A 23687-nucleotide genomic window follows, 5' to 3' on the forward strand; every position below is an offset into this window, starting at 1 on the left:
CTCGGACCGCTCCGATACTCGCGGGCGTGTCCGGCCAGGGCACGGACAGGGAGAACCGCGATGAATCGAATTCCGGCCCGTATCTGGACCTGTCTGCTGTGCATCTCGGTCGCCCTGCTGGGCGGCTGTGCCAGCAGCGATGGCGGCAAGAGCGACTTCGCCAGCTGTGTGGACATGGTGGCTGGCGGTTTCAGGCCGGTGGCGGCCGAGCGCGACCAGCGCTTCCAGGGCAAGGTCGGCGAGGACGTGGCCCGCTGCCGGGGCGGTGACAAGCCGCTGGCCTTCCGCAGCACGCCCTATGTGGACTGGGCCAATTACTGGGCCGCCGGCGACACCTCCACGCTGGCACCGGGCACCACTTCCGTGGGTTTGCACCTGTCACGCAACGGTCGCGGCATCGATGGCGCGCTGATGGACCTGGAGTACCAGCGCATCGAGCTGGTCAAGTTCAATCTGTTCGACAACGCCGGCAGCTATGCCGACTACGTGCTGGGCCGCGACGGCGTGGCCGGCCCGGCGTTGAAGGTCTGGCCGGTGATGCGCCTGCCCGCCACCTCGCCGGACTATGCCGCGGTCGGCGGTGCTGGCGAGCAGCTGTGCCAGGGCGAGCTGATACGCGGGCGCACGGTCAGCGGCATCTGCAATGACCTGCGCAATCCGCTGATGGGTTCCAGCGGCACACCGTTCGCACGCAATGTGCCATTCGAGGCCACCTTTCCCGATCTGGGCAGGAACCAGCTGGCGCTCAACCGCCATGGCGACCGGCTGGGCCTGCTCAAGCCCGACCCTCAGGTCATCAGCCGCAAGCTATTCACCCGTGCGCAGACCGCGCCCGACAAATGCCGCGAGGGCCAGGGCTTGCCCGGCGACGACGCCGACGCGCAGTGCGACTACCAGAAGGCGCCGTTCTTCAATGTGCTGGCCGCGTTCTGGATCCAGTTCATGACCCATGACTGGTTCACCCATCTGGACGAGGGTCACAACGCCGCCGCGCAGATGCCGGTGGGCTGTGCGATCGACAGCCAGGGCCAGCCACTGAGCGCGGCCGAGATCGCGCGCCTGGGCTGCCGGCCGGATGACCGCATCGACAGGACCCTGGTCGCACAGGATGGCGAGCCGGCCACCGTGATGACGAACAGCGGCCCGCAGCTGACGCGCGCCTACAAGACCATGGCCAATAACAACACCGCCTGGTGGGACGCCTCTCAGCTCTACGGCTACGACGCCCGCTCGCGCCAGCGCGTCAAGCGCGACCCGCGCGACGCAGCCAGGCTGCTGCTGGCGCCCGGCTCGCGGGCCGGGGCCGGCGAGCAGCAAGGCTATCTGCCCGCCTTCGCGCCCGGTGACCCGATCGCGCCGCAATGGGCCGGCCAGGAGGCCACTGCCTTCCCGGACAACTGGACCATTGGCATGAGCTTCTATCACAACCTGTTTGCGCGCGAGCACAACAGCTTTGTGAACGCCTTCCGCGCCCAGGCGGCGCTGACTCCGCGTGCCGACTCGGGCCTGCGCAACCCGGCGCAGCCGACGCAGCCCATTGCCTATGCCGACGTCGCGCCGGACGAACTGTTCGAGGCCGCGCGGCTGGTGGTGGCGGCCATGATTGCCAAGATACACACCATCGAATGGACGCCGCAGCTGCTCTACGACGAACCGCTGTACCTGGGCATGAACTCGAACTGGAACGGCCTGTTCGCCGATGCCAAGCTGGTATCGGCAGCGCTGGAGCGCATCGTCGTCAACAACTTCGGCACCTCTGATGACGCCAAGAAGGCCACCCAGTGGTACTCGGTGTTCGCCTCGGGGCCGGGCATCTTCGGCCTGGGCAACCGTATCGCACCCGACAACGCCGAGATGGCCAGGACGGCGCCCAATCCCGGCGATATGTGGAGCCTGGCCAATCCGCAGCATGTCAACGGCGGCATCAACCACTTCGGCTCGCCGTTCAATTTTCCGGAGGAGTTCGTCAGCGTCTATCGCCTGCATGCGCTGGTGCCGGACCTGATCGAGTACCGCGAGTGGGACGCCAACCCGAACCGGGTGCGCGCCAAGGTGCCGGTGGTCAGTACCTTCCGTGGCAAGGCCACCCAGGCCATGCAGGGCAAGGGCGTGGCCAACTGGGCGCTGTCAATGGGCCGTCAGCGCCTGGGCCTGCTGACCCTGAACAACCTGCCGCAGTTTCTGCAGAACCTGGACCTGCCACGGCTGCAAAGCGCTACCAACAAGATTGATGTCGCGGCGCTGGACCTGATACGCGACCGCGAGCGCGGCGTGCCCCGCTTCAACGAGTTCCGCCGCCAGTACGGCCTGCGCCAGCTGACCCGCTTTGACGACTTCATCGATCAGCGCCTGGCCGCAGGTTCGCCGGCACGGCAGCAGCAGGAGCGCTCGGTGGCGCTGCTGCGCGACGTCTATGGCCAGCATCGCTGCGACGCGTCCAAGATCATCACCACGGCCCAGCGCAATGCCGACGGTTCGGCCATCAACGACTGCCTGGGCCATCCGGACGGTAGCCTGGTGGACAATATCGAAGACGTCGACAACGTGGTCGGCTGGCTGTCGGAGTACACCCGGCCCCATGGCTTTGCGATCTCGGAGACGCAGTTCCAGGTCTTCATCCTGAATGCCTCGCGGCGGCTGTTCAGCGACCGCTTCTTTACCTCCAGCTTCCGACCCGAGTTCTATACCAGCCTCGGTGTGCGCTGGGTCACCGACAACGGCCCGACCGGCCCGCAGATCGAGAAGGTGAAGTCGAACGGCCACGAGGTGCCGGTATCGCCGCTGAAACGGGTGCTGTTGCGTGCGATGCCCGAGCTGCAGGCCGAACTGGAGCCTGTGATCAATGCCTTCGACCCCTGGGCGCGCGATCGCGGCGCCTATTACTCGCTGGAGTGGAAACCGCGGCCCGGCGCCGAGGCCGACCCCGCTTTCAAGCCTTAGCGGCCCGCTAGGCCTGCACGACGACTTCGTCCTGGTGATTGGCGATGTGCATGCTGTGGGCGGCGGCGAAGTCGCTCTTGCTCAAGGCGCCATAGGCAAAGTGCGGCTTCAGCGCGCCGTTGTGGGCCTGGAAGCGCTGAATCGCCTGGCGCAGGCGCCGGGCGCCGATCTTCCAGTCGCCCTGCATGTGCAGCGGTGCCGCGCCGGGGATAGGTTCGTCGAGTTTGTGGCTCATCTTGCCGCGCCACTTGAAGACGGCAAAGGCCGCCGCGCCGGCGGTGTGCTGGAACAGCGCGCTGTTCGGCTGGGGATAGCCAGTCAGACTCATTTCTATGCTCTGGGCCAGGTGGTCCAGCACGGCGCCCAGCGGCCAGGCACCGGTGGTCTTGGCGCTGTCGGCCTTGTCCAGACCGTCCAGCCAGGCCAGGGCCTGATCCAGGCTCTGCACCTTGGGGCTGTCGGCCAGGGTCCAGGCGGGCAGCAGGGCCAGCGATGTCATCAACAGGGTGCGGCGTTTCACGGGTCCTCCTTCAGGCGACGCGGCTGGGTTTCATGTCGGCCTGTGCCTGGGCTTCGACCCGGTTGCGGCCGGCAGCCTTGGCGCGGTAGAGCGCCCGGTCGGCCTGGCGCAGCACCGCCTCGGCGGCATCGACGCCCGGCCTGGCCTCGGCCGGCGAAGCGGCCGCCACCCCCAGACTCACTGTCAGCCGCAGCTGCTCGCCCTCCCAGGGCAGGCTCATCGCGGCAATGCGTGCGCGCAGCCGTTCGGCCACCAGCAGCGCGCCGTCCAGATCGCACTGCGGCAGCACCAGGCAGAATTCCTCACCACCCATGCGCGCGGCATGGTCGATCTCACGCGACACGGCGCGAAGCTCCTCGGCCAGGCCGGCCAGCGCAAAGTCCCCGGCGGCATGGCCATGGCTGTCGTTGAGCTGCTTGAAGTAGTCGATGTCCAGCATGATCACGGCAAAGCCCGCTTGAGTGCGCATCATGCGGCGCGACTCCAGCTCCAGCCGCTGCTGCAGCGCACGCCGGTTCAGCAGTCCGGTCAGGCTGTCATGCAGGGACAGGCGCTGCAACTGGCTGAGGATGCGCGACACGACCAGGTAGGACAGGCTCAGATTCGTCACCAGGCCCATCATCAGGAAGCCCAGCACCAGGGCCTCGTTGAAGGCACCGGCCACATTGACCGGTTGGCCCACGACGTCGGGCCGCAGCATGCCGCCGATGAAGCGGGTGAGGAAGGCCAGACCCATCAGCGCGAAGGGCAGGCTCATGCCGGTGGCGCGACCGACGCCGAACTCCAGGCGCAGCGAGAAGAACAGCGTCTGTGCAGTGCGCAGCAGCGCCCAGGCCACGGCGGCGGAGGTGGCCAGCACCAGGCCGGTGGCATGGTGGCCGTCGGTGGCGGCGATCCAGGCCATCGCCAGGGCGGTGACCAGCAGCAGGGTCAGCATCTCCCAGGGGGCCGAGCGTGTGCGGTTGAAGATCTGCACACCCCGCTGTATCAGGGCCATGCCCAGCACGGTCAACCAGTCGGCGAGCGGGTAGCTCAGCCAGTCCGGCACCTGACCCCGCATCGAGATCAGCCCCAGGCCAGCGGCCGTGATCAGGGTCGCGACCGACCAGTACAGACTGGCCTTGCGCGCCAGGTTCAGCCCCATGCCCGCAGCAAACCACCCCAGCGCAAAAATGCCCTGCTGCACCATGACGAAGGCGAGGGTGTTGGTGATCGATTGCATGAGTGGTCGGTCCGCCCATCCTTGATGGCAAGGAGCAGGTCGGCGTCTATCTTCGCATGCATACATCTACTTGCATGCTGCCGGCCTGCCGGATCTTGCCAAGACTATCATTTTGGACACTTGGCATTCGGCCATCCGTGGAGGAACCGTCATGAACTGTCCAGCCCCAGCGATTGCCCGTCAGGGGAGGTCGAGTGTGGCGGCGGCCTGTCGAGGCCTGGCCCTGATCGTGGCCGGTCTGGCGATGGCGGCCTGCGGCGGTGGCGATTCACAAGCAGCATCGCCCGCTCCCGCTCCTCAGCTCAGCAGCCTGAACTCAAGCCTTGCCAGCCCCTGGGCGCTGGCCCTGCTGCCGGACGGGCGCATGCTGGTGACATTGAAGGCAGGCCGGCTGGCGCTGCTGGGCGCCGATGGCAAGACCCAGGCCACCTTGAGCAGCGGCCTGCCCGTTGTTGATGCCAGCGGCCAGGGTGGCCTGCTGGACATTGCGCTGGACCCGGACTTTGCCAGCACGCCCTGGGTCTATCTTTCCTATGCCGAGCCCGGCAGTGGCGCCCAGGCCGGCCGCTCGGGTACGGCGGTGGCCCGCGGCCGCTGGACCGGCGCCGGCCTGAGCGAGCTGACGGTGATCTTCCGGCAATCGCCCAAGGTGTCGGGCGGCGGCCACTATGGTTCGCGCCTGGTGTTCGGCCGCGACAAGAGCCTGTTCGTGACCCTGGGCGAGCGCCAGCAGGGCAGCCCGGCGCAAGACCTGGCCTCGCACCTCGGCAAGGTGGTGCGCATCCAGCGCGATGGCTCTGTGCCGACCGACAACCCTCAGCTCGGCGCAGCCGCCGCGCCTGGCCTGTGGAGCTATGGCCACCGCAACCCGCAGGGCGCGGCCCTGCATCCGATGACCGGCGAGCTGTGGGTCAGCGAGCATGGCCCGCAGGGGGGCGACGAGATCAATATCGCCCGCGCCGGTGCCAACCATGGCTGGCCGCTGCGCAGCTATGGCTGCGACTACGGAAGCCCTGTCGGAGAGGCCTGCCGCATTGGCGGTGGCGTCCATGCCCCGGCCTATGTCGAGCCGCTGAGCTTCTGGGTGCCGACCTCGATCGCGCCCAGCAACCTGGCCTTCTACACCGGCAGCATGTTCCCGGAGTGGCAGGGCCAGCTGTTCATGGGTGCGCTGGCCGGCCAGGCGCTGTGGCGTCTGCAGCTGAGTGGCAACACCGTGGTGGGCCGCGAGGCGATGTTCGGCAGCATGGGCGAGCGTTTCCGCGATGTGCGCCAGGCGCCGGACGGCGCACTGCTCCTGCTCACCGACAGCGGCAAGCTGCTGCGCCTGGCGCGCTAACATGCGGCGATACACCCCCGGGAGCACAGCATGAAATGGGAAGGCAATCGCCAGAGCGACAACGTCGAGGATGTGCGTGAGGGCGGAGGCTCCACCGGCCGGGGCATCAGCATCGGCGGGCGCGGTCTGGGCGTGGGCACCATCGTCATCGCCCTGCTGGGCAGCTGGATGTTCGGCATCAACCCGATGACGCTGCTGAACATTCTCGGTGGCGTGGAAGGCGGCGCAGAGGGCGGGGTCTCGACCGAGGTGGAGCGGCCGGCGCCGCGGGTCACGGCCAATGACACGATGACCCAGTTTGTGCGCACCGTGCTGGCAGACACCGAGGACGTCTGGCGCGAGCAGTTCGCCCGAGCCGGCGGCACGTACAAGGATCCCAAGCTGACCCTGTTCCGCGGCAGCGTGCCCACCGCCTGCGGCCAGGGCCAGTCGGCGATGGGGCCGTTCTACTGTCCGGGCGACCAGAAGGTCTATATCGATCTGGGCTTCTATGAGGTCATGAAGACCCGTATGGGCGCGCCCGGCGATTTCGCCCAGGCCTATGTGATCGCCCACGAGGTGGGCCACCATGTGCAAAACCTGATGGGCATCTCGGGCAAGGTGGACGCGATGCGTGGCCGCATCAGCGAGGCCAAGCAGAACGCGCTGAGCGTGAGGCTGGAGCTGCAGGCCGACTGCTTTGCCGGCGTCTGGGCCCACCACGCCCAGGCGGCGCGGCAGATCCTGGAGCAGGGCGATGTCGAGGAGGCGCTGAACGCCGCCAGCCAGATCGGCGACGACACCCTGCAGCGCAAGTCACAGGGCACGGTGGTGCCGGAGAGTTTCACCCACGGCAGCAGCGCCCAGCGTGTGACCTGGTTCAAGCGCGGGCTGCAGACCGGGGCGATCGCGCAGTGCAATACGTTTGAAGCGAAGCAGCTCTAGCTGAGTCGCGCGGCAGCCCGCCGCATCTGCTGGTCCGAGCTGAAGCCGGCGTCCAGTGCCGCCTGGGTGACCGAGGCGCCTCGGGCCAGCGCCTGGCGCGCATGCTCCAGCCGGATGTTCTGCAGATAGTGCAGTGGCGTGACCTGGGCATGGGTGGCGAACAAGCGGCTCAGATGGCGGGGTGTGACCGCCCCCTGCGCGGCCATGCGCTGCAGTGACCAGTCCTCGGCCGGCTGGCGGGTGATGGCGTCCTGCACCCTGTGTACCGCCGGGTGCAGATGGTTGCGGTGCTGCAGCAGCGGCGACAGCTCGGGGTCGCGCGGGCCGCGGCGCAGGTAGACCACCATGTCCTGGGCCACCGCGGCGGTGATGTCCTCGCCGCATTCCCCGGCGATCAGGTGCAGGGCCAGATCTATGCCTGCGGTGACGCCGGCGCTGCTGGCCACCGGACCGTCGATCACGAACACACGGTTGTTGACCACCTCGGCCGTCGGGGCCAGGTCTTGCAGGGTGGCCAGCATCTCATGGTGGGTGGTGCAGTGGCGCCGCGCCAGCAGGCCGGCATCGGCGGCGAGCAGGGCGCCGGCGCAGACGCTGAGCAGGCGGTGCGGCGAGTCGGCCTCCAGCAACCGGGGCGCGATCAGGCGGCCCAGCCACAGGCGCACCGCCTGCCAGGCCGGGCTGCGCAGCATCTGCCGATCCTGCAGCAACTGGCCCCGCTGGCCCAGCAGCACCGTCCAGCTTGCCTTGGGCAACTGCTCGGGCAGCGGCTCCAGGCCGCTGAGCATCAAGCCCACCGACGAGATGGCCTCCGGCGCAGGGCTCAGATAGCGCAGCCTGAAGGCGGCCGGCTTGCCGCGCTGCTCCAGGTGCCGATTGGCCAGGCGAAAGGCCTCGGCCGGGCCTGCCAGGTCCAGCAGCAGGCTGCCGGGCAGCACGAGGAACAGCAGATCGATCATGGTGTCGGCATTGTGCTTCAGGCCAGATTCAAGCCGTGGCCCGCTCCAGTGCCTGCTCGACGGTGCAGATCGTCGCAAACCTGCCCGCCAACACCGTCTCGGTGCGGGCCTTGATCTGCGCCGCCGTCAGCGGCTGGCCATCGGGCTGCACCATGTCGAAGGTCAGTGTGGCCTCGGTCACATAGTCCACCTCCCAGCCTTCGTCGCTGGCGTGCCGCGTGGTGGTTTCGCAGCACTGCTCGGTGCGTATGCCGGCGACCACCAGGCGGGTGATGCCCTGCTGGTGCAGCCAGATGCTCAGGCCCGAGCCGACCAGGGCGCTGTGGCGGTGCTTTTCGATCTCCAGGGCCGGGGTGAAATCGACCAGGCCGTCCAGGGGACGCACGAAACCAGACTCCAGCGAGAAGGCATTGCCGGCCGGCAGCGGGTCCACATGCATCACGCGGACGATGGGCAGGCCGCGGGCCTCGAAGCCCTTCACCAGCGCATTGCTGCGCTCCAGAAACGCCGGCACGTCGGTGGGCGACCAGTAGGGGCGCTGGGCGAAGGATTGCTGAACGTCGATCAGGACTAGGGCGGTACGCATATCGGACTCCTGTTGAGAGAAGCCTCGATCATGGGCAATCAGGCCGCCCCGGTCGCCTCGGTCAGGGACAGCTTGCAGGCAAATCCGGACATGCCAGACAGCCTCCTAGCGCTGTATTTCCAGCAGTTCGACCTCGAACAACAGTGTCGCATTGGCCGGGATCACATTGCCCCTGGCGCGTTCGCCATAGGCGATGTGCGGCGGGCAGGTCAGCTTGGCCTTGCCGCCGACCTTGATGCGCTGCACGCCTTCGGTCCAGCACTTGATGACGCGGTTCAGCGGAAAGCTGGCAGGTTCGCCACGCTTGTAGGAACTGTCGAACTCGGTGCCGTCGGGCAGGGTGCCCCGGTAGTGCACCTTGACGTTGTCGGTGGCCAGCGGGCTGGCGCCCGTGCCCTCGCGCAGCGAGCGGTAGACCATGCCGGTCTCGCTGACCAGGGCGCCGGGCTCCTTGGCCGCCGCCAGGGCGGCCGCGGACGGCGCAGGTGTGGTGGCCGCAGGCGCGCTGGCCTGGGCGCGGCTGCCGGCGCTGGCAAATGACAAAACGGCGGCCAGCAGGGTGGCGATGCAGAGTTGGTTCATCGAGTGATCAGCTTTCTTCGCTGGCAATGGAGCGGTAGATGGTAGCGCCCAGCACCGCGCCGACGATGGGCGCGACCCAGAACAGCCACAGCTGCTCGACCGCCCAGCCGCCGACGAACACCGCCACGCCGGTGCTGCGCGCCGGGTTGACCGAGGTGTTGGTGACCGGGATGCTGATCAGGTGGATCAGGGTCAGGGCCAGGCCGATGGCGATCGGTGCAAAGCCGGCCGGTGCGCGCTTGTCGGTGGCGCCCATGATGATGATCAGGAAGAAGGCCGTCATCACGATTTCGCAGACCAGGGCCGCGACCATCGAATAGCCGCCGGGCGAATGCTCGCCGAAACCGTTGGAGGCGAAGCCGGCCGAGACGTCAAAGCCGGCCTTGCCGCTGGCGATGGTGTACAGCACGGCGCCGGCAACAACTGCCCCCGCCACCTGGGCGACGATATAGGGCAGCAGCTTGGCTCCCGGGAAACGGCCACCGGCCCACAGACCGATGGACACGGCCGGGTTCAGGTGGCAGCCGGAGATATGGCCGATGGCAAAGGCCATCGTCAGCACGGTCAGGCCAAAGGCCAGAGATACCCCATGCAGGCCTATGCCTACGCCGGGAAAGGCGGCGGCCAGCACGGCGCTGCCGCAGCCGCCCAGCACCAACCAGAAAGTGCCCAGGAACTCTGCGCCGTATTGTTTCATGTGCCCCTCAACCATAACGTGGATTTGAAGTGGGGGAGTCTAACCAAGGCCTGTGTCACCGATCAAGCGCCGGCCCTGGGATAGAGAATCATCTGAGTGCAGCGGAACAGCGCGATCGTCTTGCCCCTGTGGCTGACGACGGCGTCCCAGACCTGGGTGGTCCGGCCCCCATGTGCCAGGGTGGCCAGGCATTCGATTTGGCCGTCGAGTGCCGTGCCCAGATGGTTGGACTTCAGCTCGATGGTGGTGAAGCCGCTGGCGCCCTCGGGCAGGCTGGCCAGGCAGCCATAGCCCGAGGCGGTGTCGGCCAGGGTGACGACGCTGCCGGCGTGCAGATAGCCATTGGGTGCCATCAGGTGCTGCTTGACGTCCAGCGTGGCACTGACACGGCCAGGCTTCACATCGGTGACGACGATGCCCAGATGACCGGGCAGGGCCTGGGCGCCGCGTTGGTTGAAATGCTCGGGGGTGGACATGGTGGGCTCCGATGTGACTGAGGTGTCGGCATTGTCAGGCCACCGTGTAGGACAAGGCGTACAAGGCCTAGCGCCCGCCGCCGATGTGCAAGGCGCGTCGATGGGCATATCGTGCACAGCAGTCGATCGATAAACCCAAGGCCGCCACCCTGTTGCTGCGATATCGCCATGAACGCAATCAAAACCACCCTGCTGCTGTTCGTCCTGATGAACGTCCTGGCCATTGCCGCCTGCCAGCCGATGGCGGACTTGGACGAGCAGACGGTCCCCGACCTTGGTCAGAATGCCCAGCAGGCCAAGGGCACCGCGAACGAGGCTGGCCGGTGAAGACAATGAGTCAACCTTTCCCGATGGCGACACGATGATGAATTTTCTTCGTGGCGGAGCGCGGTGAAGGCCCAAAATGCGAGCCTGGTGATGCCGGGCCGTACGGCGCCGGCGGTCGACGCCCCTGTGCTGGCCCAGCCCTTGAACCGCTCCAAGCCCACGATGCCGCTGCTGAAGATCTATATCGTCGAAGACAGTGTGGTGATCCGAGACAATCTGATCGCGACCCTGGAGGAAATGGCTCCCGTCACCGTGGTCGGCAGCGCCGTGGACGAGGCCTCGGCGCTGGCCTGGCTGTGCCCCGGCGAGGCGGCCTATGACCTCGTCATCATTGACATCTTCCTGCGACAGGGCTCCGGCCTGGGCGTGCTCAAGCAGCTGCGCCCCCTGCGCCCCGAGGCCAGCCTGGTCGTGCTGACCAACTACGCCACGCCCGATATGCGATCACGCTGCCTGGCCCTGGGAGCCGACCGCGTGTTCGACAAGTCGCACGAGATCGACGCATTGCTGGACTACTGCAGCGGCTTGGCCTCTGCCGCGCGCTGACTCATTGAATCAGCCCGTTCTTCAGCGCGTAGTAGGTCAGATCGCTGTTCGAGGCGAGCTTCATCTTCTCCATCACCCGCGAGCGGTAGGTACTGACGGTCTTCACGCTCAGCGACATGCCTTCGGCCATATGGCCTATGGTTTCGCCCTTGGCCAGGCGCAGAAACACCTGGAACTCACGCTCGGACAACTGCTCATGGGGCAGTTGCTCGCTGTCGGCGCCAAGACCGTCGGCCAGCAGCTCGGCCACCGTGGGGCTGATGTACTTGCGCCCGCGGGCCACCGTGCGAATCGCCTTGACGATCTCCTCCGGGTCGCACTCCTTGTTCAGATAGCCGCTGGCGCCCTGGCGAAGCAGGGTCACCGCGTAATGCGCCTCCGAAAAGCCGCTGAGTATCAGCACCGGCAGCTCAGGCGCACGGGCCTTGATGGCCAGCAGCGCATCGACACCGCTCTGGTCGGGCATGGACAGGTCCATCACCATCACGTCCAGGTCGCCCTGGCGCACCAGCTCCATGGCCTCCCGGCCCGAGGCCGCCTCGCCGGTGACGCGCAGATCCACCTGCTCGGAGAAGTACTGGCGCAGTCCGGCCCGCACAATGGCGTGATCGTCAACGATGGCGACGCGAATCATGAGCTGCCTTTTTGCTTTGGGGAAGGACCTCGCTGTGCGCGGTCCCCAACTGATTGAGCTAGGAGTTTAGATGCAAGCACCCGCCCTGGATCTGCTGTCACCGCACCGGCGCCGCGCGCTGGTGTTTCCGCTTGCCCTGGTGATGGCGGTGGCCTTGATACTTATCAGCGAACTGGCGTTCTGGCGCTCCACCGGTTCGATGGACAAACTGGGCACGATGGCCGTGGCGCGCCTGGACATCCAGCAGGTCCTGCGCCGCATGATAGACGCCGAGACCGGCCAGCGGGGCTATTTGCTCAGTGCGCGCAAGGCCTATCTGGAGCCCTATCGCGAGGCCTCGCAGGATGTGCAGCGCGCCTTGGCGGCGCTCAAGCACTACTACGAGGGCAACAAGCCGGCGGCCGCGCCCATGCTGCAGCTGGAGACGATGGCGCAGCGCCGCCTGTCCGAGCTGGACCTGATCATCGAGCTGTTCGACCAGGGCAAGGAAGAGGCCTGGCGCAACATCCTGCTGACCGATATCGGCAAGGAGCAGATGCAGGCGCTGCGCGACGCCGCACAGGAGCTGCTGGCGCTGGAGACGGTGAAGGTCGAGGCCGGCCGCAAGGACGTCTATGACACCCTGCTGTTCAACCGCATCGGGGTGGCCCTGACGACCCTGATCAGCCTGCTGGCGCTGTTTCTGTATCTGCGCCAGAGTGCTGCCCTGCAGGCCCAGCGCGCGGCCCTGCAGCGCGCGGTGCAGGCCGAACGCGACCAGCTCGAGATCGAGGTCGGCCGCCGCACCGGCGAGCTGACCGAGTTGACACGCCATCTGTTCACCGCCCGCGAGGATGAGCGCAGCCGCCTGGCGCGCGAGCTGCATGACGAACTCGGCGCCCTGCTGACCACCGCCAAGCTCGACGCCGCGCGCATCAAGGCGCGGCTGGGCCAGGGCAGCCCGGAGGCCAGCGAACGGCTGCAGCACCTCAACGAGACGCTGAACCTGGGCATCGCACTGAAGCGACGCATTACCGAAGACCTGCGGCCCTCGTCGTTGAGCAATCTGGGACTGGTGGCGGCGCTGGAGATACTGGCGCAGGAGTTTGCCCAGAGCTCGGGCCTGGATCTGCATTGCGAGCTGCAGGCGGTGGCCCTGAACGCCTCTGCCGAGCTGACGGTATTCCGCCTCGTGCAGGAGGCACTGACCAATATCGCCAAGTACGCGCAGGCCGCTCAGGTGCATATCCGCCTGGCGCCGCAGCAGCAGGAGGTGCTGGTCGAGGTGCGCGACGACGGCGTCGGCTTTGACACCGCCCAGGCGACGCGCTCCGCCCACGGTCTGCTGGGCATGCGCTTTCGCGTCGTGGCCGACGGCGGGCGGCTGACGGTGACTTCGGTGCAGGGCGAAGGCACCTGCATCAGTGCCCTGCTGCCGCAGTCGCAGGCGTAGTTCTCGTCCTACAAGCATCGTCTGCGCTGGCCGACAGGGCCTCGCGCCCTCGGACGATGGCTTGCTCCCGGCCCTCGGCGCAAAGTCACTCCATCGCATCTACCTTCTTCGGCCTCGTCGAAGACACCGGATGCGAGCCGTGAATACCGGGCGCCCAGGCGCCTCTTGCCCAGGAGTTTCGTCATGCTGCATTACGCCATCGTCTTCTTTGTCATCGCCTTGATCGCCGCCGTGTTCGGCTTCGGTGGCATTGCCGCCAGCGCCGTGGGCATTGCCAAGATTCTGTTCTTCGTGTTCGTCGTGCTGGCCGTGCTCAGCTTCGTGGCCAGCCTGTTCCGGCGCGGCTGACCTTGCCTCGCCGGGGCCTCAGTTCCTTTTCATCCATCACCAGGAGATTTTCATCATGAATGCTCGTTCCACTTTGACCGTCCTGTTCACCGTTGCCGCTCTGGCTGCCTTCTCCGGTTGCGCCGTGACGCGCGGCCAGGAAACGGTCGGCGCCTACATCGACGACTCGGCCCTGACCACCGCGGTCAAGGCCCGTTTTGTCGACAACAAGGACGTTGACGCCTCGGCCATCAGCGTCGAGACGATGAAGGGCACCGTCATGCTGTCCGGCTTCGCCAAGAGCGAGAAGGAGCGCGTCATTGCCGAGAACATCACCCGCGGTGTCAAGGGCGTGATGGCGGTGAAGAACCAGGTCGTCGTTCGTCCTTGATCCATTGAAGCAGGAGACCTCCACATGAAGCGCAGCATTGCCCTCTTTCTCGCCGTCTCGGCGATGGCCACCCCCGTGCTGGCTCAGGTCGGGGTCTCCGTGCAGATCAACCAGCCCGGTGTCTATGGTCGCATCAACTTCGGTGATGCACCGCCGCCGATGGTGGTTTATCCGCAGCCGGTGATCTACGCGCCGACGCCGGTGGCCGTGCATCAGCGCCCGATCTACCTCTATGTTCCTTCAGGCCATCAGCGTGAATGGGGTCGCTACTGCGGCCGCTACTCGGCCTGCGGCCAGCCGGTCTACTTCGTGCAGGAGCGCTGGGTGCAGGAGCACGCCCGCCAGGCTCGCGACGACCGTGGACGCGGCCACGGCCGTGGTGACAGGGGTCGGGGCCATGGCGATGATGACAATCGCGGCCGTGGCCACAGGGGCCGGGATTGAGCTAGTCTAGAGGCTGGTCATCAAGAGGTATCAGCATGCAAGAGTTTGATCAGCCAGCCGCCGGTGCGCAGTCCCGGCGTGACGCCTTGCTGCGCCTCGGTCAATGGGGCGCAGGCCTGGTGCTGGCCAGTCCCTGGTTGCCGGCCCTCGCGGCCGACGACAACACCTATGACCAGGACTCCATCCTCACCGCCGCCACCGATTTCTTCGGCAATACCACCGAAGGCCTGGCCAAGGTGATCGAGAAGGCCTTCAAGGAACAGGGCCGGCCCAATGGCTACATCAAGGGCGAGGAGGCCTCGGCCGCCCTGACCGTCGGTGTGCGCTATGGCGACGGGCAACTGACCATGAAGGGCGGCAGCACGGCACGCGTCTACTGGGCCGGGCCGTCCATCGGGCTGGACGTGGGCGCCAATGCCTCCAAGGTCTTCACCCTGGTCTACAAGCTGCCCAAGGTTTCGGCCATCTACCAGCGCTTCCCCGGCGTCGAAGGCAGCCTGTATTACATCGGTGGTGCGGGCATCAACTACCAGCGCCTGAACGGCATCACGCTGGCGCCGATACGCCTCGGTGTAGGGCTCCGCACAGGCGCCAGCGTGGGCTATGTCCACTACCGGCGCGAGAAGAGCTACAACCCCTTCTGAGCCAGGTGTCGCGGCGTTCGCACGCCGCCGCTTGATCGTGGTCAGGGATTTGCGAGGCTTGATGAGATAGACTCTCATTCGCAATTAGATTGCGACTCCGGCCTCCGCCATTCTTCCCCATGATGCTGAACGAACTGGCCAACGGTGCCCATGCCACCGTCGATCACCTGAGCGCCGCCTCACCTGAACTCGGCGAGGCCGGCTTGAGGCGTCTGGGCGAGCTGGGTTTCATTCCTGGCGAACCGCTGCAACTGCTGCGCCGCGGCCCCGGTGGCCGCGAGCCGCTGGCGGTGCTGATCGGCGACACCCTGTTCGCCTTGCGCCTGCTCGAAGCGCAGTGCATCCATGTGCTGCCGATCTGTGCGCAGCCATCATGAGCAGCGCTGAGCAAAACCTGAAGTCCTATGCCCCCCCGTTGTGGAGTGTGGCCCTGGTCGGCAACCCGAACTGCGGCAAGACGGCCCTGTTCAATCTGCTCACCGGTGCGCGCCAGAAGGTGGCCAACTACGCCGGCGTGACGGTCGAGCGCAAGGCCGGCCAGGCGCGGCTGCGCGACGGCCGGCTGGTCTCTGTGATCGATCTGCCGGGCGCCTACAGCCTGACGCCGGCCACGCCGGACGAACAGGTCACGCTGGAGTTCATCGAAGGCCGCCGCGCCGGCGAGGCCGCACCGGACGCCATCGTTGCCGTCGTCGACGCCACCAATCTGCGCATGAATCTGCGCCTGGTGCTGGAACTCAAGCGCCTGGGCCGACCGATGCTGGTGGCGCTGAACATGGCCGACGTGGCCCGCGAGCAGGGCCTGGTCATCGACGTGGCCAAACTCTCCGCTGAACTGGGCTGCGCGGTGGTCGAGACGGTGGCCGTCAAGCACGATGGCCATCTGCGCCTGCTGGCACAGCTGGAGACGCAGCTGGCCACCGCTTCATCGACGCCCGCGGCCGAGTTGCATGCGGTGTCGGCCGCGCCGGCCCAGCTGCAGCAGGAGGTACGGCGCATCCTGGCCGCCGCCGTCGTGCAGCCGGCTCGCTTTCAGCGCTTTCACCACCGCATCGACACCTGGGTGATGCACCCGGTCTGGGGCCTGGCGATACTGGCGGCGGTGCTGTTCCTGATCTTCCAGGCGGTGTTCTCCTGGGCCAATCTGCCGATGGATGCGATCAAGGCCGGCATGGCGGGCCTGGGCGAGTGGGTCACCGCGCACATGGCCGAAGGGCCGCTACGCAGTCTGCTGGTCGATGGCGTGCTGGCCGGAGCCGGCGGCGTGCTGGTGTTCCTGCCGCAGATCCTGATCCTGTTCTTCTTCATCCTCTTGCTCGAGGACTCGGGCTATCTGCCTCGCGCCGCCTTCCTGCTCGACAGGCTGATGGGCACGGTGGGCCTGTCGGGCCGCGCCTTCATCCCGCTGCTGTCCAGCTTTGCCTGCGCGATTCCCGGCATCATGGCCACGCGCACCATCGCCAACTGGCGCGACCGTCTGGCCACCATCATGGTGGCGCCGCTGATGACCTGCTCGGCGCGCCTGCCGGTCTATGCGCTGCTGATCGGCGCCTTCGTGCCGGAGCGCAGCGTCGGCTGGTTCAATCTGCGCGGGCTGACCCTGTTCGGCCTTTATGTCGCTGGCGTGGTCTCGGCGATGGCCGTGGCCTGGCTGTTCAAGCGCCTCTGGATGAAGAGCCGCTACCAGCCGCTGATGCTGGAGCTGCCGCCCTACCGCGTGCCGGGCCTGCGCAATCTGGTGCTGGGTCTGGCCGAGCGGGCGCGCATCTTTCTGCGCCGCGTGGGCGGCATCATCTTCGCGCTGATGGTGGTGCTGTGGTTCCTGTCCAGCTATCCGGCGCCGCCCGAGGGCGCCACCGGCCCGGCGATCCAGTACAGCATTGCCGGCTGGCTGGGCCAGGCGCTGCAGCATGTGTTTGCGCCCATAGGCTTCAACTGGCAGATCTCGATTGCCCTGGTGCCGGGTCTTGCTGCACGCGAGGTGGCGGTGGGCGCCCTGGGCACGGTCTACGCCCTGTCGGCCGCCGGCGAGGGCCTGGCCGACAGTCTGACGCCGGTGATTGCCCAGGGCTGGTCGCTGGCCACCGCCTACTCGCTGCTGGCCTGGTATGTGTTCGCGCCGCAATGCATCTCGACCCTGGCCGTGGTCAAGCGCGAGACCAACTCCTGGCGCTATCCGCTGCTGATGGCCGCCTATCTGTTCGTGCTGGCCTATGCGGCGGCTTTTGTCACCTACCGGGTGACGCTGTGGCTGGGGGGCTGAAGTGAAACGGATAGCGTCGCCACGGGGTGTCGGTGCTTGGCGCCTCGCTGCTTCGGGGTGGCAGAGGGGGCGGGGGGGCCGGCCACTGCGGGCTGAAGCTTGGGCCGGTCCCTTCGGCCCGACCTCCAGCTTCTTTATGCCCGCCGTGGCCAGCCCCCCACCCCCTCTGCGGATGCGCTGGTGGCCGCCGACCCCGCGTGGTGCGCGTGCTTTGCGGATTGGCGAGCCTGCGCACCCGTTGCAGCAGGGACGAGGGCGTGCCGGTCGCAGTGGGCATAAAGAAGCCGGAGTTCGGCCTGTTCAAGGCCGGACAAGGCTTCAGCCCGCAGCGGCCGGCGCGCCCTCGGGCCTGCCGCCTCATGTTTCATGTATCGGAGGCGCCCAGCGCGGTGGAGAGCTGAGATGAGCGTTCAGTGGATGGTGGTGGCCTTGTTGGTGCCGGCTTGCGGCCTCTACGCAGCCTGGACCCTGATGCCGGCCGCCGCACGCCGAGCGCTGGCCCTGCTGCTGTTGCGCATCAAGCCCGATGGCGTCGGATCTGCGGCGCTGCGCAAGGCAGCCATGCCGGGCTCGGCCTGCGGTTGCAGCGGCTGCGACCGTGCGCCGCCCAAGGCCCAAGCGCAGACGCTGCACTTCCATCCGCGCGCCAAGCGCTGAGCGACCGCCAGGCGCGAGAATGCGCCCATGCTCCGCTACCAGCGCCTGATTGCCGTCGTCCTGTTCCTCGCCCTGCTATGGGCGCTGTTCCAGTTCAATGGCCTGCGCGCCCACTTCAATCTGCAGTTCCTGCATGACAGCTTCGAGCAGCACAAGCTCGGAGGCCTGCTGCTCTTCACCGTGCTGTTCGCGCTGGGCAATCTGATACAGATCCCGGGCTGGGTCTTTCTCGCCGCCGCTGTGCTGGCCCTGGGCCAGTGGTGGGGTGGCCTGGCCACCTATGTCGCGGCCTGCATTTCCTGCCTGTTCACCTTCTGGCTGATACGGCTGCTGGGCGGCGACTCGCTGCGCCAGCTCGGCGGCCGCATCGCGACCCGGCTGTTCGCCCGGCTGGATGCCCACCCGGTCCAGAGCGTGGCCCTGCTGCGCCTGCTGTTCCAGACCGTGCCGGCGCTGAACTACGCGCTCGCGCTGTCGGGGGTGCGCTTTCGCAGCTATCTGCTGGGCACTTTGATCGGGCTGCCCCTGCCTATCTTGCTGTACACGGTGTTCTTCGACTATCTGGCGCATTGGTTGCATTTGCCTCTGTCCTAGAAGCATCGGCCACAATGCAGCCCATGCCCAAAGAAGCCACCGCTCGGATCAAGCTCAACAAACTTCTGGAAAGCGCCGGATGGCGCTTTTTTGATGATGAGCACGGTCCGGCCAACATCGTGCTGGAACCCAAAGTCAAGCTCACCCAGGCGCAGGTGGACGCGATGGGCAAGGACTTCGAAACCACCAGCAACGGCTTTGTTGACTTCCTGCTGACCGACGACAAGGGCTTCCCGCTGCTGGTGCTGGAAGCCAAGGCCGAGAGCAAGAACCCCCTTGTTGGCAAGGAGCAAGCGCGCAAGTACGCCCGGGCACAGAACTGCCGCTTTGTGATCCTGTCCAACGGCAATCTGCACTACTTCTGGGATCTGAGCCTTGGCAACCCGCATGTCATTACGCGTTTGCCCGCGCCGCAGGCCATCAAGGGCTATGCCTCGTTCCAGCCCGATCCTGCGCGCCTGGTGGCCGAAGATGTGTCGCTGGACTACATCGCCCGCACCCAGCTGCCCAACTACGACGCCGAGGCCGGTTGGAAGAACCCCACTGAGCGCGACGCCTTCATCGCAAAGAACCGGTTGCGCTTCATGCGCCTGTACCAGCAGCGTGCGGCGAAAGCCATCCAGCTGGCGGTGAAGGAGGGCAAGACCCGATTCCTGTTCGAAATGGCCACCGGGACTGGCAAGACGCTCACCGCAGCGGCGGTCATCAAGCTGTTTCTGCGCACCGGCAATGCCCGGCGCGTGCTGTTCCTGGTGGACCGACTCGAACTGGAAGACCAGGCCAACAAGGCCTTCACCTTCCTGCTCAAGAACGACTACCGCTCATCGGTCTACAAAGAGAATCGCGACGACTGGCGCAAGGCCGAAGTCGTGGTCACCACGGTGCAATCGCTGCTGCACAACAACAAGTACCAGCAACTGTTCGCGCCAACCGATTTCGATTTGGTGATCTCCGACGAAGCGCATCGCTCCATCGGGGGTAATGCCCGCGCCGTGTTCGAGTATTTCGTCGGCTACAAGCTGGGCCTCACCGCCACGCCCAAGGACTACCTGAAGAAGTACGACGCCACCAAGCCGACCACCCGGGACCCGCGCGAGCAAGAGCGCCGCCTGCTGCTGGATACCTATCGCACCTTTGGTTGCGAGACCGGCGAGCCCACCTATCGCTACTCGCTGCTGGACGGCGTGCGCGATGGCTTCCTGATCAACCCGGTGGTGGTGGATGCGCGCACCGAGGTCACGACCCAGTTGCTCTCCGAGCAGGGCTACACGGCGATGGTCATTGACGAGAAGCCCGATGGTGAAAAGGCCAGCCAGCAGCACTTCAAGCAGCGCAGCTTCGAGAAGAGCTTCTTTTCCAAGCCCACCAACGAGTTGTTCTGCGACACCTTGCTCAAGCATGGCTTGCGCGACCCCATCAGCGGCGAATTTGGCAAGGCCATCGTCTTTGCCGTCAGCCAGCACCATGCCGCCAAGCTGACGCAAATCCTCAACGAGCAGGCCGACAAGCTGTTCCCCGGCCTATACCAGTCCGACTTTGCCGTTCAGGTGACATCGCAGGTGGCCGACGCGCAGCAGTTCACCATCAACTTCACCAATAACAATCTGCTGGGTTCGGCCAATGTCCTGCCGGCCTACAAGAGCGCCAAAGCCCGCGTCTGCGTGACCGTGGGCATGATGACCACCGGCTATGACTGCCCGGATTTGCTGAATCTGGCCCTGATGCGCCCCGTGTTCTCACCGTCGGAATTCGTGCAGATCAAGGGCCGCGGCACACGCAAGCATGACTTTCGCGAGCAGTTGCAGGACGAAGGCCTCAAGGCCGAAGTTACCGCTCCCGAGAAGGTCGCCTACAAGCTGTTCGACTTCTTCGCCACCTGCGAGTATTTCGAGCAGACTTTCAAGTACGACGAGGTGTTGAAGCTTCCCGCCCGAGGATCGAGTCCCCGCAATAGCGGTGACGCTGGTTCAACAGGCGAAGCTGGAGAGGGTGAATCCGGCGGCACGCTGCAAGACGGCCATTACGTCCATACAGCCCCCGACGCCATTGCCAGCCATGTTGAGCAGCAAGTCGGCTTCCAGGGCATGAAGATCGACCGCATGTTCTTCGAGAAATTCGAGGACAAGGTCAAGGCCGATCCGACAGTCGCCGCCCAGGTCAGCAATGCCCAATGGGACCAGGCCATCGACTACATCACCACCGAGCTGTTCGACAAACCCAGCGAGTACTTCAACCTCGATAAACTGCGCCGCGCCGCCGGGGTGGACCGCCGCCTGGGCCTGCGCGAAATCCTGGAAAAGGCCTTTGGCTTCATCACCGGCTTCAAGAGCAAGGACGATTTGCTGGAGGAGGAGTTCGACAAGTTCCTGCTCGACCAGCAAAACGCCACCGGCTTCAGCGCCGATTCGGCCGCCACGGCCATCGTGGCCATGAAGTACTACTTCAAGGCCTATGCCACCGACAGCCGCCTGCGCGACATCATCGAGGCCAAGCGCCTCACCGAGCTGAACGTCTATCCGGCCTTCGGCATGAGTGACTTCAAGGCCGTGCCGCCGGCTTGGCGCGAACGTATTCCCGAGTATGTGAAAGACTATGTGCCGCTGAACCAGTTCATGTAAGCACGACTTTTCATTGCGCCGGCCGCACTCCGCGGCCGGCCCCCGTTTTGTTCCGAGAGAGATCCTTCCCATGCTCGACGCTGAAACCAAGCGCCGTATCGACTCCTGCAGAGACATCCTGGTCGGCAAGGTGCCCGACCCCAAATCGCAGGTCGAGCAAATCACCATCGCCCTGATCTACAAGTTCATGGACGACATGGACGCCGAGGCCGAGGAACTCGGCGGTGCGCGCAGCTTCTTTGCCGGCGAGCACGCCCGCTTCGGCTGGGCCAAGCTGATGGCGCCCAGCCTCGGTGGCTACGAGACGCTGGCGCTGTACAGCGAAGCGCTGCAGCAGATGAACCAGAACCCCGGCGTTCCGCCGCTGTTCCGTGACATCTTCAAGAACGCCTACCTGCCTTACCGCGACCCTGAAACGCTGAAGAGCTTTCTGAAGGAAATCAACTACTTCAGCTATGACCATTCCGAGCGCCTGGGTGACGCCTTCGAGTACCTGCTCTCGGTGCTGGGCAGCCAGGGTGACGCCGGGCAATTTCGCACGCCGCGCCACATCATTGACTTCATGGTCGAGGTGCTGGACCCGCAGAAGAACGAAACCATTCTGGACCCGGCCTGCGGCACGGCCGGCTTTTTGATCTCGGCCTGGAAGCACATCCTCAAGGCCAACACCCGCGCCAACGGCAGCAGCAAACTGACACCCGATGAGCGTGCCCGCCTGGCCGCCAACATCCACGGCTACGATATCTCGCCCGACATGGTGCGGCTGAGCCTGGTCAACCTCTATCTGCACGGCTTCACCAACCCGCGTGTCGAGGAATACGACACCCTCACCAGCGACGAAAAGTGGGGCGAGGTGGCCGACGTGATACTCGCCAACCCGCCGTTCATGTCGCCCAAGGGCGGCATCAAGCCCCACAAACGCTTCAGCGTGCAAGCCACGCGCAGCGAAGTGCTGTTCGTGGACTACATGGCCGAGCACCTGACGGCCACCGGCCGCGCGGCCATCGTCGTGCCCGAGGGCGTGATCTTCCAGAGCGGCACCGCCTACAAGGCGCTGCGCAAGATGCTGGTCGAGAGCTCGCTGGTAGCCGTGGTGAGCCTGCCGGCCGGTGTGTTCAACCCCTACAGCGGTGTGAAAACCAGCATCCTGATTCTGGACAAACGCCTGCACAAGCAGCTCGACAGCGTGCTGTTCGTCAAGATTGCCAACGACGGCTTCAACCTCGGCGCCCAGCGACGGGCGGTGGTGAACAGCGACCTGCCCGAGGCGACCCGGCTGCTGCGTGCTTGGATGACGGCGCCGCAGCGGTTCGAGGGTGATGGCTCGATGGCGCAGGCCGTCGGGCGGGAGAAGATCGGCGAGAGTGGCGACTTCAATCTGAGCGGTGAACGCTATATAGCCGTAGAGGCTACGGACTCGGTCTTTCCGCTTGTGACATTGGATGATGTCTGCTGGATTGAGCGTGGAGGTTCACCACGACCGATTCAAGACTACATGACCGATGACCCAGCCGGCGTCAATTGGATAAAGATCGGTGACGCGCCCATCGACGCAAAGTACATCACCTCAACGAAAGAACGGATCACACAGGCCGGTGCCAAGAAGTCGAGATACGTCCAGCCGGGCGACTTCATTCTCTCGAATTCGATGAGCTTTGGCCGTCCATACATCTTGGCAGTAGAAGGTTGCATACACGACGGATGGCTGCTGCTTCGCGCGCGCAATGACAATCTCTTGAAGGACTACTTGTACCTAGTTTTGGGGTCAGCAAAGGTCTACGAGCAGTTCGTTCGATCTGCAACTGGAGGGGTTGTCAATAATCTCAATATCGGTCTGGTCAAGAGGGTAAAAGTTCCTCTCCCGCCTCTCGAAGTCCAACAGCAACTCGTGGCCGAAATCGAGGGCTACCAAAAGGTAATCGACGGTGCGCGGCTGGTGCTGGACAACTACCAGCCAGGCTTTCCCATCGACCCAGCGTGGCCTGTCACTGAGCTATCTGCACTGGCAGAATTCAAGAACGGACTGAACTACGAGGCCGATGGCGCTGGACCGAGGATCAAGATCTTCGGCGTGAGTCACTTCCAAGACCACTTGCTTGCGCCGCTAGCTGAGCTACCGGAAACGCAAGTCAGTGACATGGTGGATGAATCCTATCTGCTCAAGCAGGGCGACATCCTATTCGTTCGCTCAAACGGCAATCCGGCCCTGGTGGGTCGCAGCGTCCTTGTTCCCGCGACTGACGAGTCGATCACTTTCTCTGGATTCACGATTCGCTGCCGTTTCACTGCCGAAGTCGATCCGTATTTTTATGCCTGCCTCTTCAAGTCTGCGTTACATCGCGGTCTTTTGAAAGATGCCGGACGAGGTGCGAGTATTCGCAACTTATCGCAGGGCATGCTCAAAGAGATCAAAGTCCCGCATCCCAACATCGATACGCAGCGCGCCATCGTCGCCGAGATCAAAGCCGAGCAAGCCCTGGTCAACACCAACGGAGAGTTGATCCGCCGCATGGAAGCCAAGATCAAGGCCGTGATCGATCGTGTTTGGGGCAATGCCCAGTGAGC

The 23687-nt window shown here is 65.5% G+C and carries 24 protein-coding genes and 1 pseudogene; 17 read left to right on the forward strand and 8 right to left on the reverse strand.

Annotation, left to right across the window (positions count from 1 at the left end):
* Positions 1 to 60 precede the first annotated feature (60 nt).
* The gene (locus DES47_RS11830) at positions 61 to 2940 is read left to right on the forward strand and encodes a peroxidase family protein (protein WP_133700922.1); all 2880 of its coding nucleotides are present in this window, start codon (positions 61 to 63) and stop codon (positions 2938 to 2940) included.
* Between the two features lie 7 nt (positions 2941 to 2947).
* On the opposite strand, the gene DES47_RS11835 is transcribed toward DES47_RS11830, so the two are convergent.
* Both DES47_RS11835 and DES47_RS11840 read right to left on the reverse strand, forming a co-directional pair.
* Complete coding sequence (locus DES47_RS11835; RefSeq protein ID WP_243748277.1) at positions 2948 to 3460, reverse strand: DUF1569 domain-containing protein; 513 nt, start codon at positions 3458 to 3460, stop codon at positions 2948 to 2950.
* 10 nt (positions 3461 to 3470) lie between these two features.
* Complete coding sequence (locus DES47_RS11840) at positions 3471 to 4682, reverse strand: GGDEF domain-containing protein (protein ID WP_166651967.1); 1212 nt, start codon at positions 4680 to 4682, stop codon at positions 3471 to 3473.
* Between the two features lie 151 nt (positions 4683 to 4833).
* On the opposite strand from DES47_RS11840, the gene DES47_RS11845 reads away from it, so the two are divergent.
* Both DES47_RS11845 and ypfJ read left to right on the forward strand, forming a co-directional pair.
* The gene (locus tag DES47_RS11845; RefSeq protein ID WP_133700924.1) at positions 4834 to 6021 is read left to right on the forward strand and encodes a PQQ-dependent sugar dehydrogenase; all 1188 of its coding nucleotides are present in this window, start codon (positions 4834 to 4836) and stop codon (positions 6019 to 6021) included.
* Between the two features lie 30 nt (positions 6022 to 6051).
* Entirely contained in the window at positions 6052 to 6945 is an 894-nt protein-coding gene (ypfJ, locus tag DES47_RS11850; RefSeq protein WP_133700925.1) for a KPN_02809 family neutral zinc metallopeptidase, read from the forward strand.
* Here ypfJ and DES47_RS11855 read toward each other — a convergent pair.
* The 5 genes from DES47_RS11855 to DES47_RS11875 form a co-directional block, all read right to left on the reverse strand.
* Entirely contained in the window at positions 6942 to 7904 is a 963-nt protein-coding gene (locus DES47_RS11855; RefSeq protein WP_133700926.1) for a GlxA family transcriptional regulator, read from the reverse strand. The two genes, ypfJ and DES47_RS11855, sit on opposite strands and share 4 nt — an antisense overlap.
* A 28-nt stretch (positions 7905 to 7932) precedes the next feature.
* Positions 7933 to 8490, reverse strand: coding sequence for a cysteine hydrolase family protein (locus DES47_RS11860; protein ID WP_133700927.1), 558 nt, complete (start codon positions 8488 to 8490; stop codon positions 7933 to 7935).
* A gap of 105 nt (positions 8491 to 8595) precedes the next feature.
* Positions 8596 to 9072 carry an FKBP-type peptidyl-prolyl cis-trans isomerase gene (locus DES47_RS11865; protein WP_133700928.1) on the reverse strand — a complete coding sequence of 159 codons (477 nt, stop codon included), beginning with the start codon at positions 9070 to 9072 and terminating at the stop codon, positions 8596 to 8598.
* A 7-nt stretch (positions 9073 to 9079) separates the two neighbouring features.
* A complete protein-coding gene (aqpZ, locus tag DES47_RS11870; protein WP_133700929.1) occupies positions 9080 to 9769 on the reverse strand; it encodes an aquaporin Z in 690 nt (229 codons plus the stop codon).
* A gap of 62 nt (positions 9770 to 9831) precedes the next feature.
* Positions 9832 to 10245: a PaaI family thioesterase gene (locus DES47_RS11875; protein ID WP_133700930.1), complete on the reverse strand. Its 414-nt coding sequence runs from the start codon at positions 10243 to 10245 to the stop codon at positions 9832 to 9834.
* 168 nt (positions 10246 to 10413) lie between these two features.
* Between DES47_RS11875 and DES47_RS28715 the strand changes: the two genes are divergently transcribed.
* Positions 10414 to 10572, forward strand: a complete 159-nt coding sequence (locus tag DES47_RS28715; protein WP_166651968.1) for a hypothetical protein — start codon at positions 10414 to 10416, stop codon at positions 10570 to 10572.
* Positions 10573 to 10635: 63 nt separating this feature from the next.
* The gene (locus tag DES47_RS11880) at positions 10636 to 11118 is read left to right on the forward strand and encodes a response regulator transcription factor (protein ID WP_341800598.1); all 483 of its coding nucleotides are present in this window, start codon (positions 10636 to 10638) and stop codon (positions 11116 to 11118) included.
* A 1-nt stretch (position 11119) separates the two neighbouring features.
* On the opposite strand, the gene DES47_RS11885 is transcribed toward DES47_RS11880, so the two are convergent.
* Positions 11120 to 11752, reverse strand: coding sequence for a response regulator (locus DES47_RS11885; protein ID WP_133700931.1), 633 nt, complete (start codon positions 11750 to 11752; stop codon positions 11120 to 11122).
* Positions 11753 to 11822: 70 nt separating this feature from the next.
* Between DES47_RS11885 and DES47_RS11890 the strand changes: the two genes are divergently transcribed.
* The 12 genes and pseudogenes from DES47_RS11890 (at position 11823) to DES47_RS11940 (ending at position 23685) form a co-directional block, all read left to right on the forward strand.
* Positions 11823 to 13184, forward strand: a complete 1362-nt coding sequence (locus DES47_RS11890) for a CHASE3 domain-containing protein (protein ID WP_133700932.1) — start codon at positions 11823 to 11825, stop codon at positions 13182 to 13184.
* Between the two features lie 183 nt (positions 13185 to 13367).
* Positions 13368 to 13532 carry a DUF1328 domain-containing protein gene (locus DES47_RS11895; RefSeq protein WP_133700933.1) on the forward strand — a complete coding sequence of 55 codons (165 nt, stop codon included), beginning with the start codon at positions 13368 to 13370 and terminating at the stop codon, positions 13530 to 13532.
* 55 nt (positions 13533 to 13587) lie between these two features.
* Positions 13588 to 13902 (forward strand): BON domain-containing protein, encoded by a 315-nt coding sequence (locus DES47_RS11900; protein WP_133700934.1) that lies wholly within the window; start codon positions 13588 to 13590, stop codon positions 13900 to 13902.
* Between the two features lie 24 nt (positions 13903 to 13926).
* A complete protein-coding gene (locus DES47_RS11905) occupies positions 13927 to 14346 on the forward strand; it encodes a hypothetical protein (RefSeq protein WP_133700935.1) in 420 nt (139 codons plus the stop codon).
* Between the two features lie 35 nt (positions 14347 to 14381).
* On the forward strand, positions 14382 to 14990 hold the full coding sequence (locus tag DES47_RS11910) for a DUF1134 domain-containing protein (protein ID WP_133700936.1): 609 nt from the start codon (positions 14382 to 14384) through the stop codon (positions 14988 to 14990).
* A 119-nt stretch (positions 14991 to 15109) separates the two neighbouring features.
* Positions 15110 to 15367, forward strand: a complete 258-nt coding sequence (locus DES47_RS11915) for a FeoA family protein (protein WP_133700937.1) — start codon at positions 15110 to 15112, stop codon at positions 15365 to 15367.
* Positions 15364 to 17253 (forward strand): ferrous iron transporter B, encoded by a 1890-nt coding sequence (gene feoB / locus DES47_RS11920; RefSeq protein WP_133700938.1) that lies wholly within the window; start codon positions 15364 to 15366, stop codon positions 17251 to 17253. The genes DES47_RS11915 and feoB overlap by 4 nt, the downstream gene beginning before the upstream one ends.
* 402 nt (positions 17254 to 17655) lie before the next feature.
* Positions 17656 to 17910: a hypothetical protein gene (locus DES47_RS11925; RefSeq protein ID WP_133700939.1), complete on the forward strand. Its 255-nt coding sequence runs from the start codon at positions 17656 to 17658 to the stop codon at positions 17908 to 17910.
* Positions 17911 to 17937: 27 nt separating this feature from the next.
* Positions 17938 to 18504: a TVP38/TMEM64 family protein gene (locus DES47_RS11930; RefSeq protein WP_133700940.1), complete on the forward strand. Its 567-nt coding sequence runs from the start codon at positions 17938 to 17940 to the stop codon at positions 18502 to 18504.
* Between the two features lie 164 nt (positions 18505 to 18668).
* A pseudogene (locus DES47_RS29755) lies at positions 18669 to 18866 on the forward strand (type I restriction enzyme HsdR N-terminal domain-containing protein); the annotation flags it as partial.
* Positions 18867 to 18977: 111 nt separating this feature from the next.
* A complete protein-coding gene (locus tag DES47_RS11935) occupies positions 18978 to 21122 on the forward strand; it encodes a DEAD/DEAH box helicase family protein (protein WP_481884208.1) in 2145 nt (714 codons plus the stop codon).
* A gap of 70 nt (positions 21123 to 21192) precedes the next feature.
* The gene (locus DES47_RS11940; protein WP_133700942.1) at positions 21193 to 23685 is read left to right on the forward strand and encodes an N-6 DNA methylase; all 2493 of its coding nucleotides are present in this window, start codon (positions 21193 to 21195) and stop codon (positions 23683 to 23685) included.
* The last annotated feature ends 2 nt before the right edge of the window (positions 23686 to 23687 follow it).

The sequence above is a fragment of the Roseateles toxinivorans genome (assembly GCF_004362525.1).
GTDB lineage: Bacteria > Pseudomonadota > Gammaproteobacteria > Burkholderiales > Burkholderiaceae_C > Paucibacter > Paucibacter toxinivorans.

What these genes read in the sequence shown, in the direction of transcription:
- DES47_RS11915 (WP_133700937.1), top strand. Translation starts at nt 15,110, where the DNA reads ATGATGCTGAACGAACTGGCCAACGGTGCCCATGCCACCGTCGATCAC.
- DES47_RS11910 (WP_133700936.1), top strand. Translation starts at nt 14,382, where the DNA reads ATGCAAGAGTTTGATCAGCCAGCCGCCGGTGCGCAGTCCCGGCGTGAC.
- DES47_RS11895 (WP_133700933.1), top strand. Translation starts at nt 13,368, where the DNA reads ATGCTGCATTACGCCATCGTCTTCTTTGTCATCGCCTTGATCGCCGCC.
- aqpZ (WP_133700929.1), bottom strand. Translation starts at nt 9,769, where the DNA reads ATGAAACAATACGGCGCAGAGTTCCTGGGCACTTTCTGGTTGGTGCTG.
- DES47_RS11865 (WP_133700928.1), bottom strand. Translation starts at nt 9,072, where the DNA reads ATGAACCAACTCTGCATCGCCACCCTGCTGGCCGCCGTTTTGTCATTT.
- DES47_RS11885 (WP_133700931.1), bottom strand. Translation starts at nt 11,752, where the DNA reads ATGATTCGCGTCGCCATCGTTGACGATCACGCCATTGTGCGGGCCGGA.
- DES47_RS11855 (WP_133700926.1), bottom strand. Translation starts at nt 7,904, where the DNA reads ATGATCGATCTGCTGTTCCTCGTGCTGCCCGGCAGCCTGCTGCTGGAC.
- feoB (WP_133700938.1), top strand. Translation starts at nt 15,364, where the DNA reads ATGAGCAGCGCTGAGCAAAACCTGAAGTCCTATGCCCCCCCGTTGTGG.
- DES47_RS11925 (WP_133700939.1), top strand. Translation starts at nt 17,656, where the DNA reads ATGAGCGTTCAGTGGATGGTGGTGGCCTTGTTGGTGCCGGCTTGCGGC.
- DES47_RS11930 (WP_133700940.1), top strand. Translation starts at nt 17,938, where the DNA reads ATGCTCCGCTACCAGCGCCTGATTGCCGTCGTCCTGTTCCTCGCCCTG.
- DES47_RS11905 (WP_133700935.1), top strand. Translation starts at nt 13,927, where the DNA reads ATGAAGCGCAGCATTGCCCTCTTTCTCGCCGTCTCGGCGATGGCCACC.
- DES47_RS11890 (WP_133700932.1), top strand. Translation starts at nt 11,823, where the DNA reads ATGCAAGCACCCGCCCTGGATCTGCTGTCACCGCACCGGCGCCGCGCG.
- DES47_RS11940 (WP_133700942.1), top strand. Translation starts at nt 21,193, where the DNA reads ATGCTCGACGCTGAAACCAAGCGCCGTATCGACTCCTGCAGAGACATC.
- ypfJ (WP_133700925.1), top strand. Translation starts at nt 6,052, where the DNA reads ATGAAATGGGAAGGCAATCGCCAGAGCGACAACGTCGAGGATGTGCGT.
- DES47_RS11840 (WP_166651967.1), bottom strand. Translation starts at nt 4,682, where the DNA reads ATGCAATCGATCACCAACACCCTCGCCTTCGTCATGGTGCAGCAGGGC.
- DES47_RS11875 (WP_133700930.1), bottom strand. Translation starts at nt 10,245, where the DNA reads ATGTCCACCCCCGAGCATTTCAACCAACGCGGCGCCCAGGCCCTGCCC.
- DES47_RS11845 (WP_133700924.1), top strand. Translation starts at nt 4,834, where the DNA reads ATGAACTGTCCAGCCCCAGCGATTGCCCGTCAGGGGAGGTCGAGTGTG.
- DES47_RS11830 (WP_133700922.1), top strand. Translation starts at nt 61, where the DNA reads ATGAATCGAATTCCGGCCCGTATCTGGACCTGTCTGCTGTGCATCTCG.
- DES47_RS28715 (WP_166651968.1), top strand. Translation starts at nt 10,414, where the DNA reads ATGAACGCAATCAAAACCACCCTGCTGCTGTTCGTCCTGATGAACGTC.
- DES47_RS11860 (WP_133700927.1), bottom strand. Translation starts at nt 8,490, where the DNA reads ATGCGTACCGCCCTAGTCCTGATCGACGTTCAGCAATCCTTCGCCCAG.
- DES47_RS11900 (WP_133700934.1), top strand. Translation starts at nt 13,588, where the DNA reads ATGAATGCTCGTTCCACTTTGACCGTCCTGTTCACCGTTGCCGCTCTG.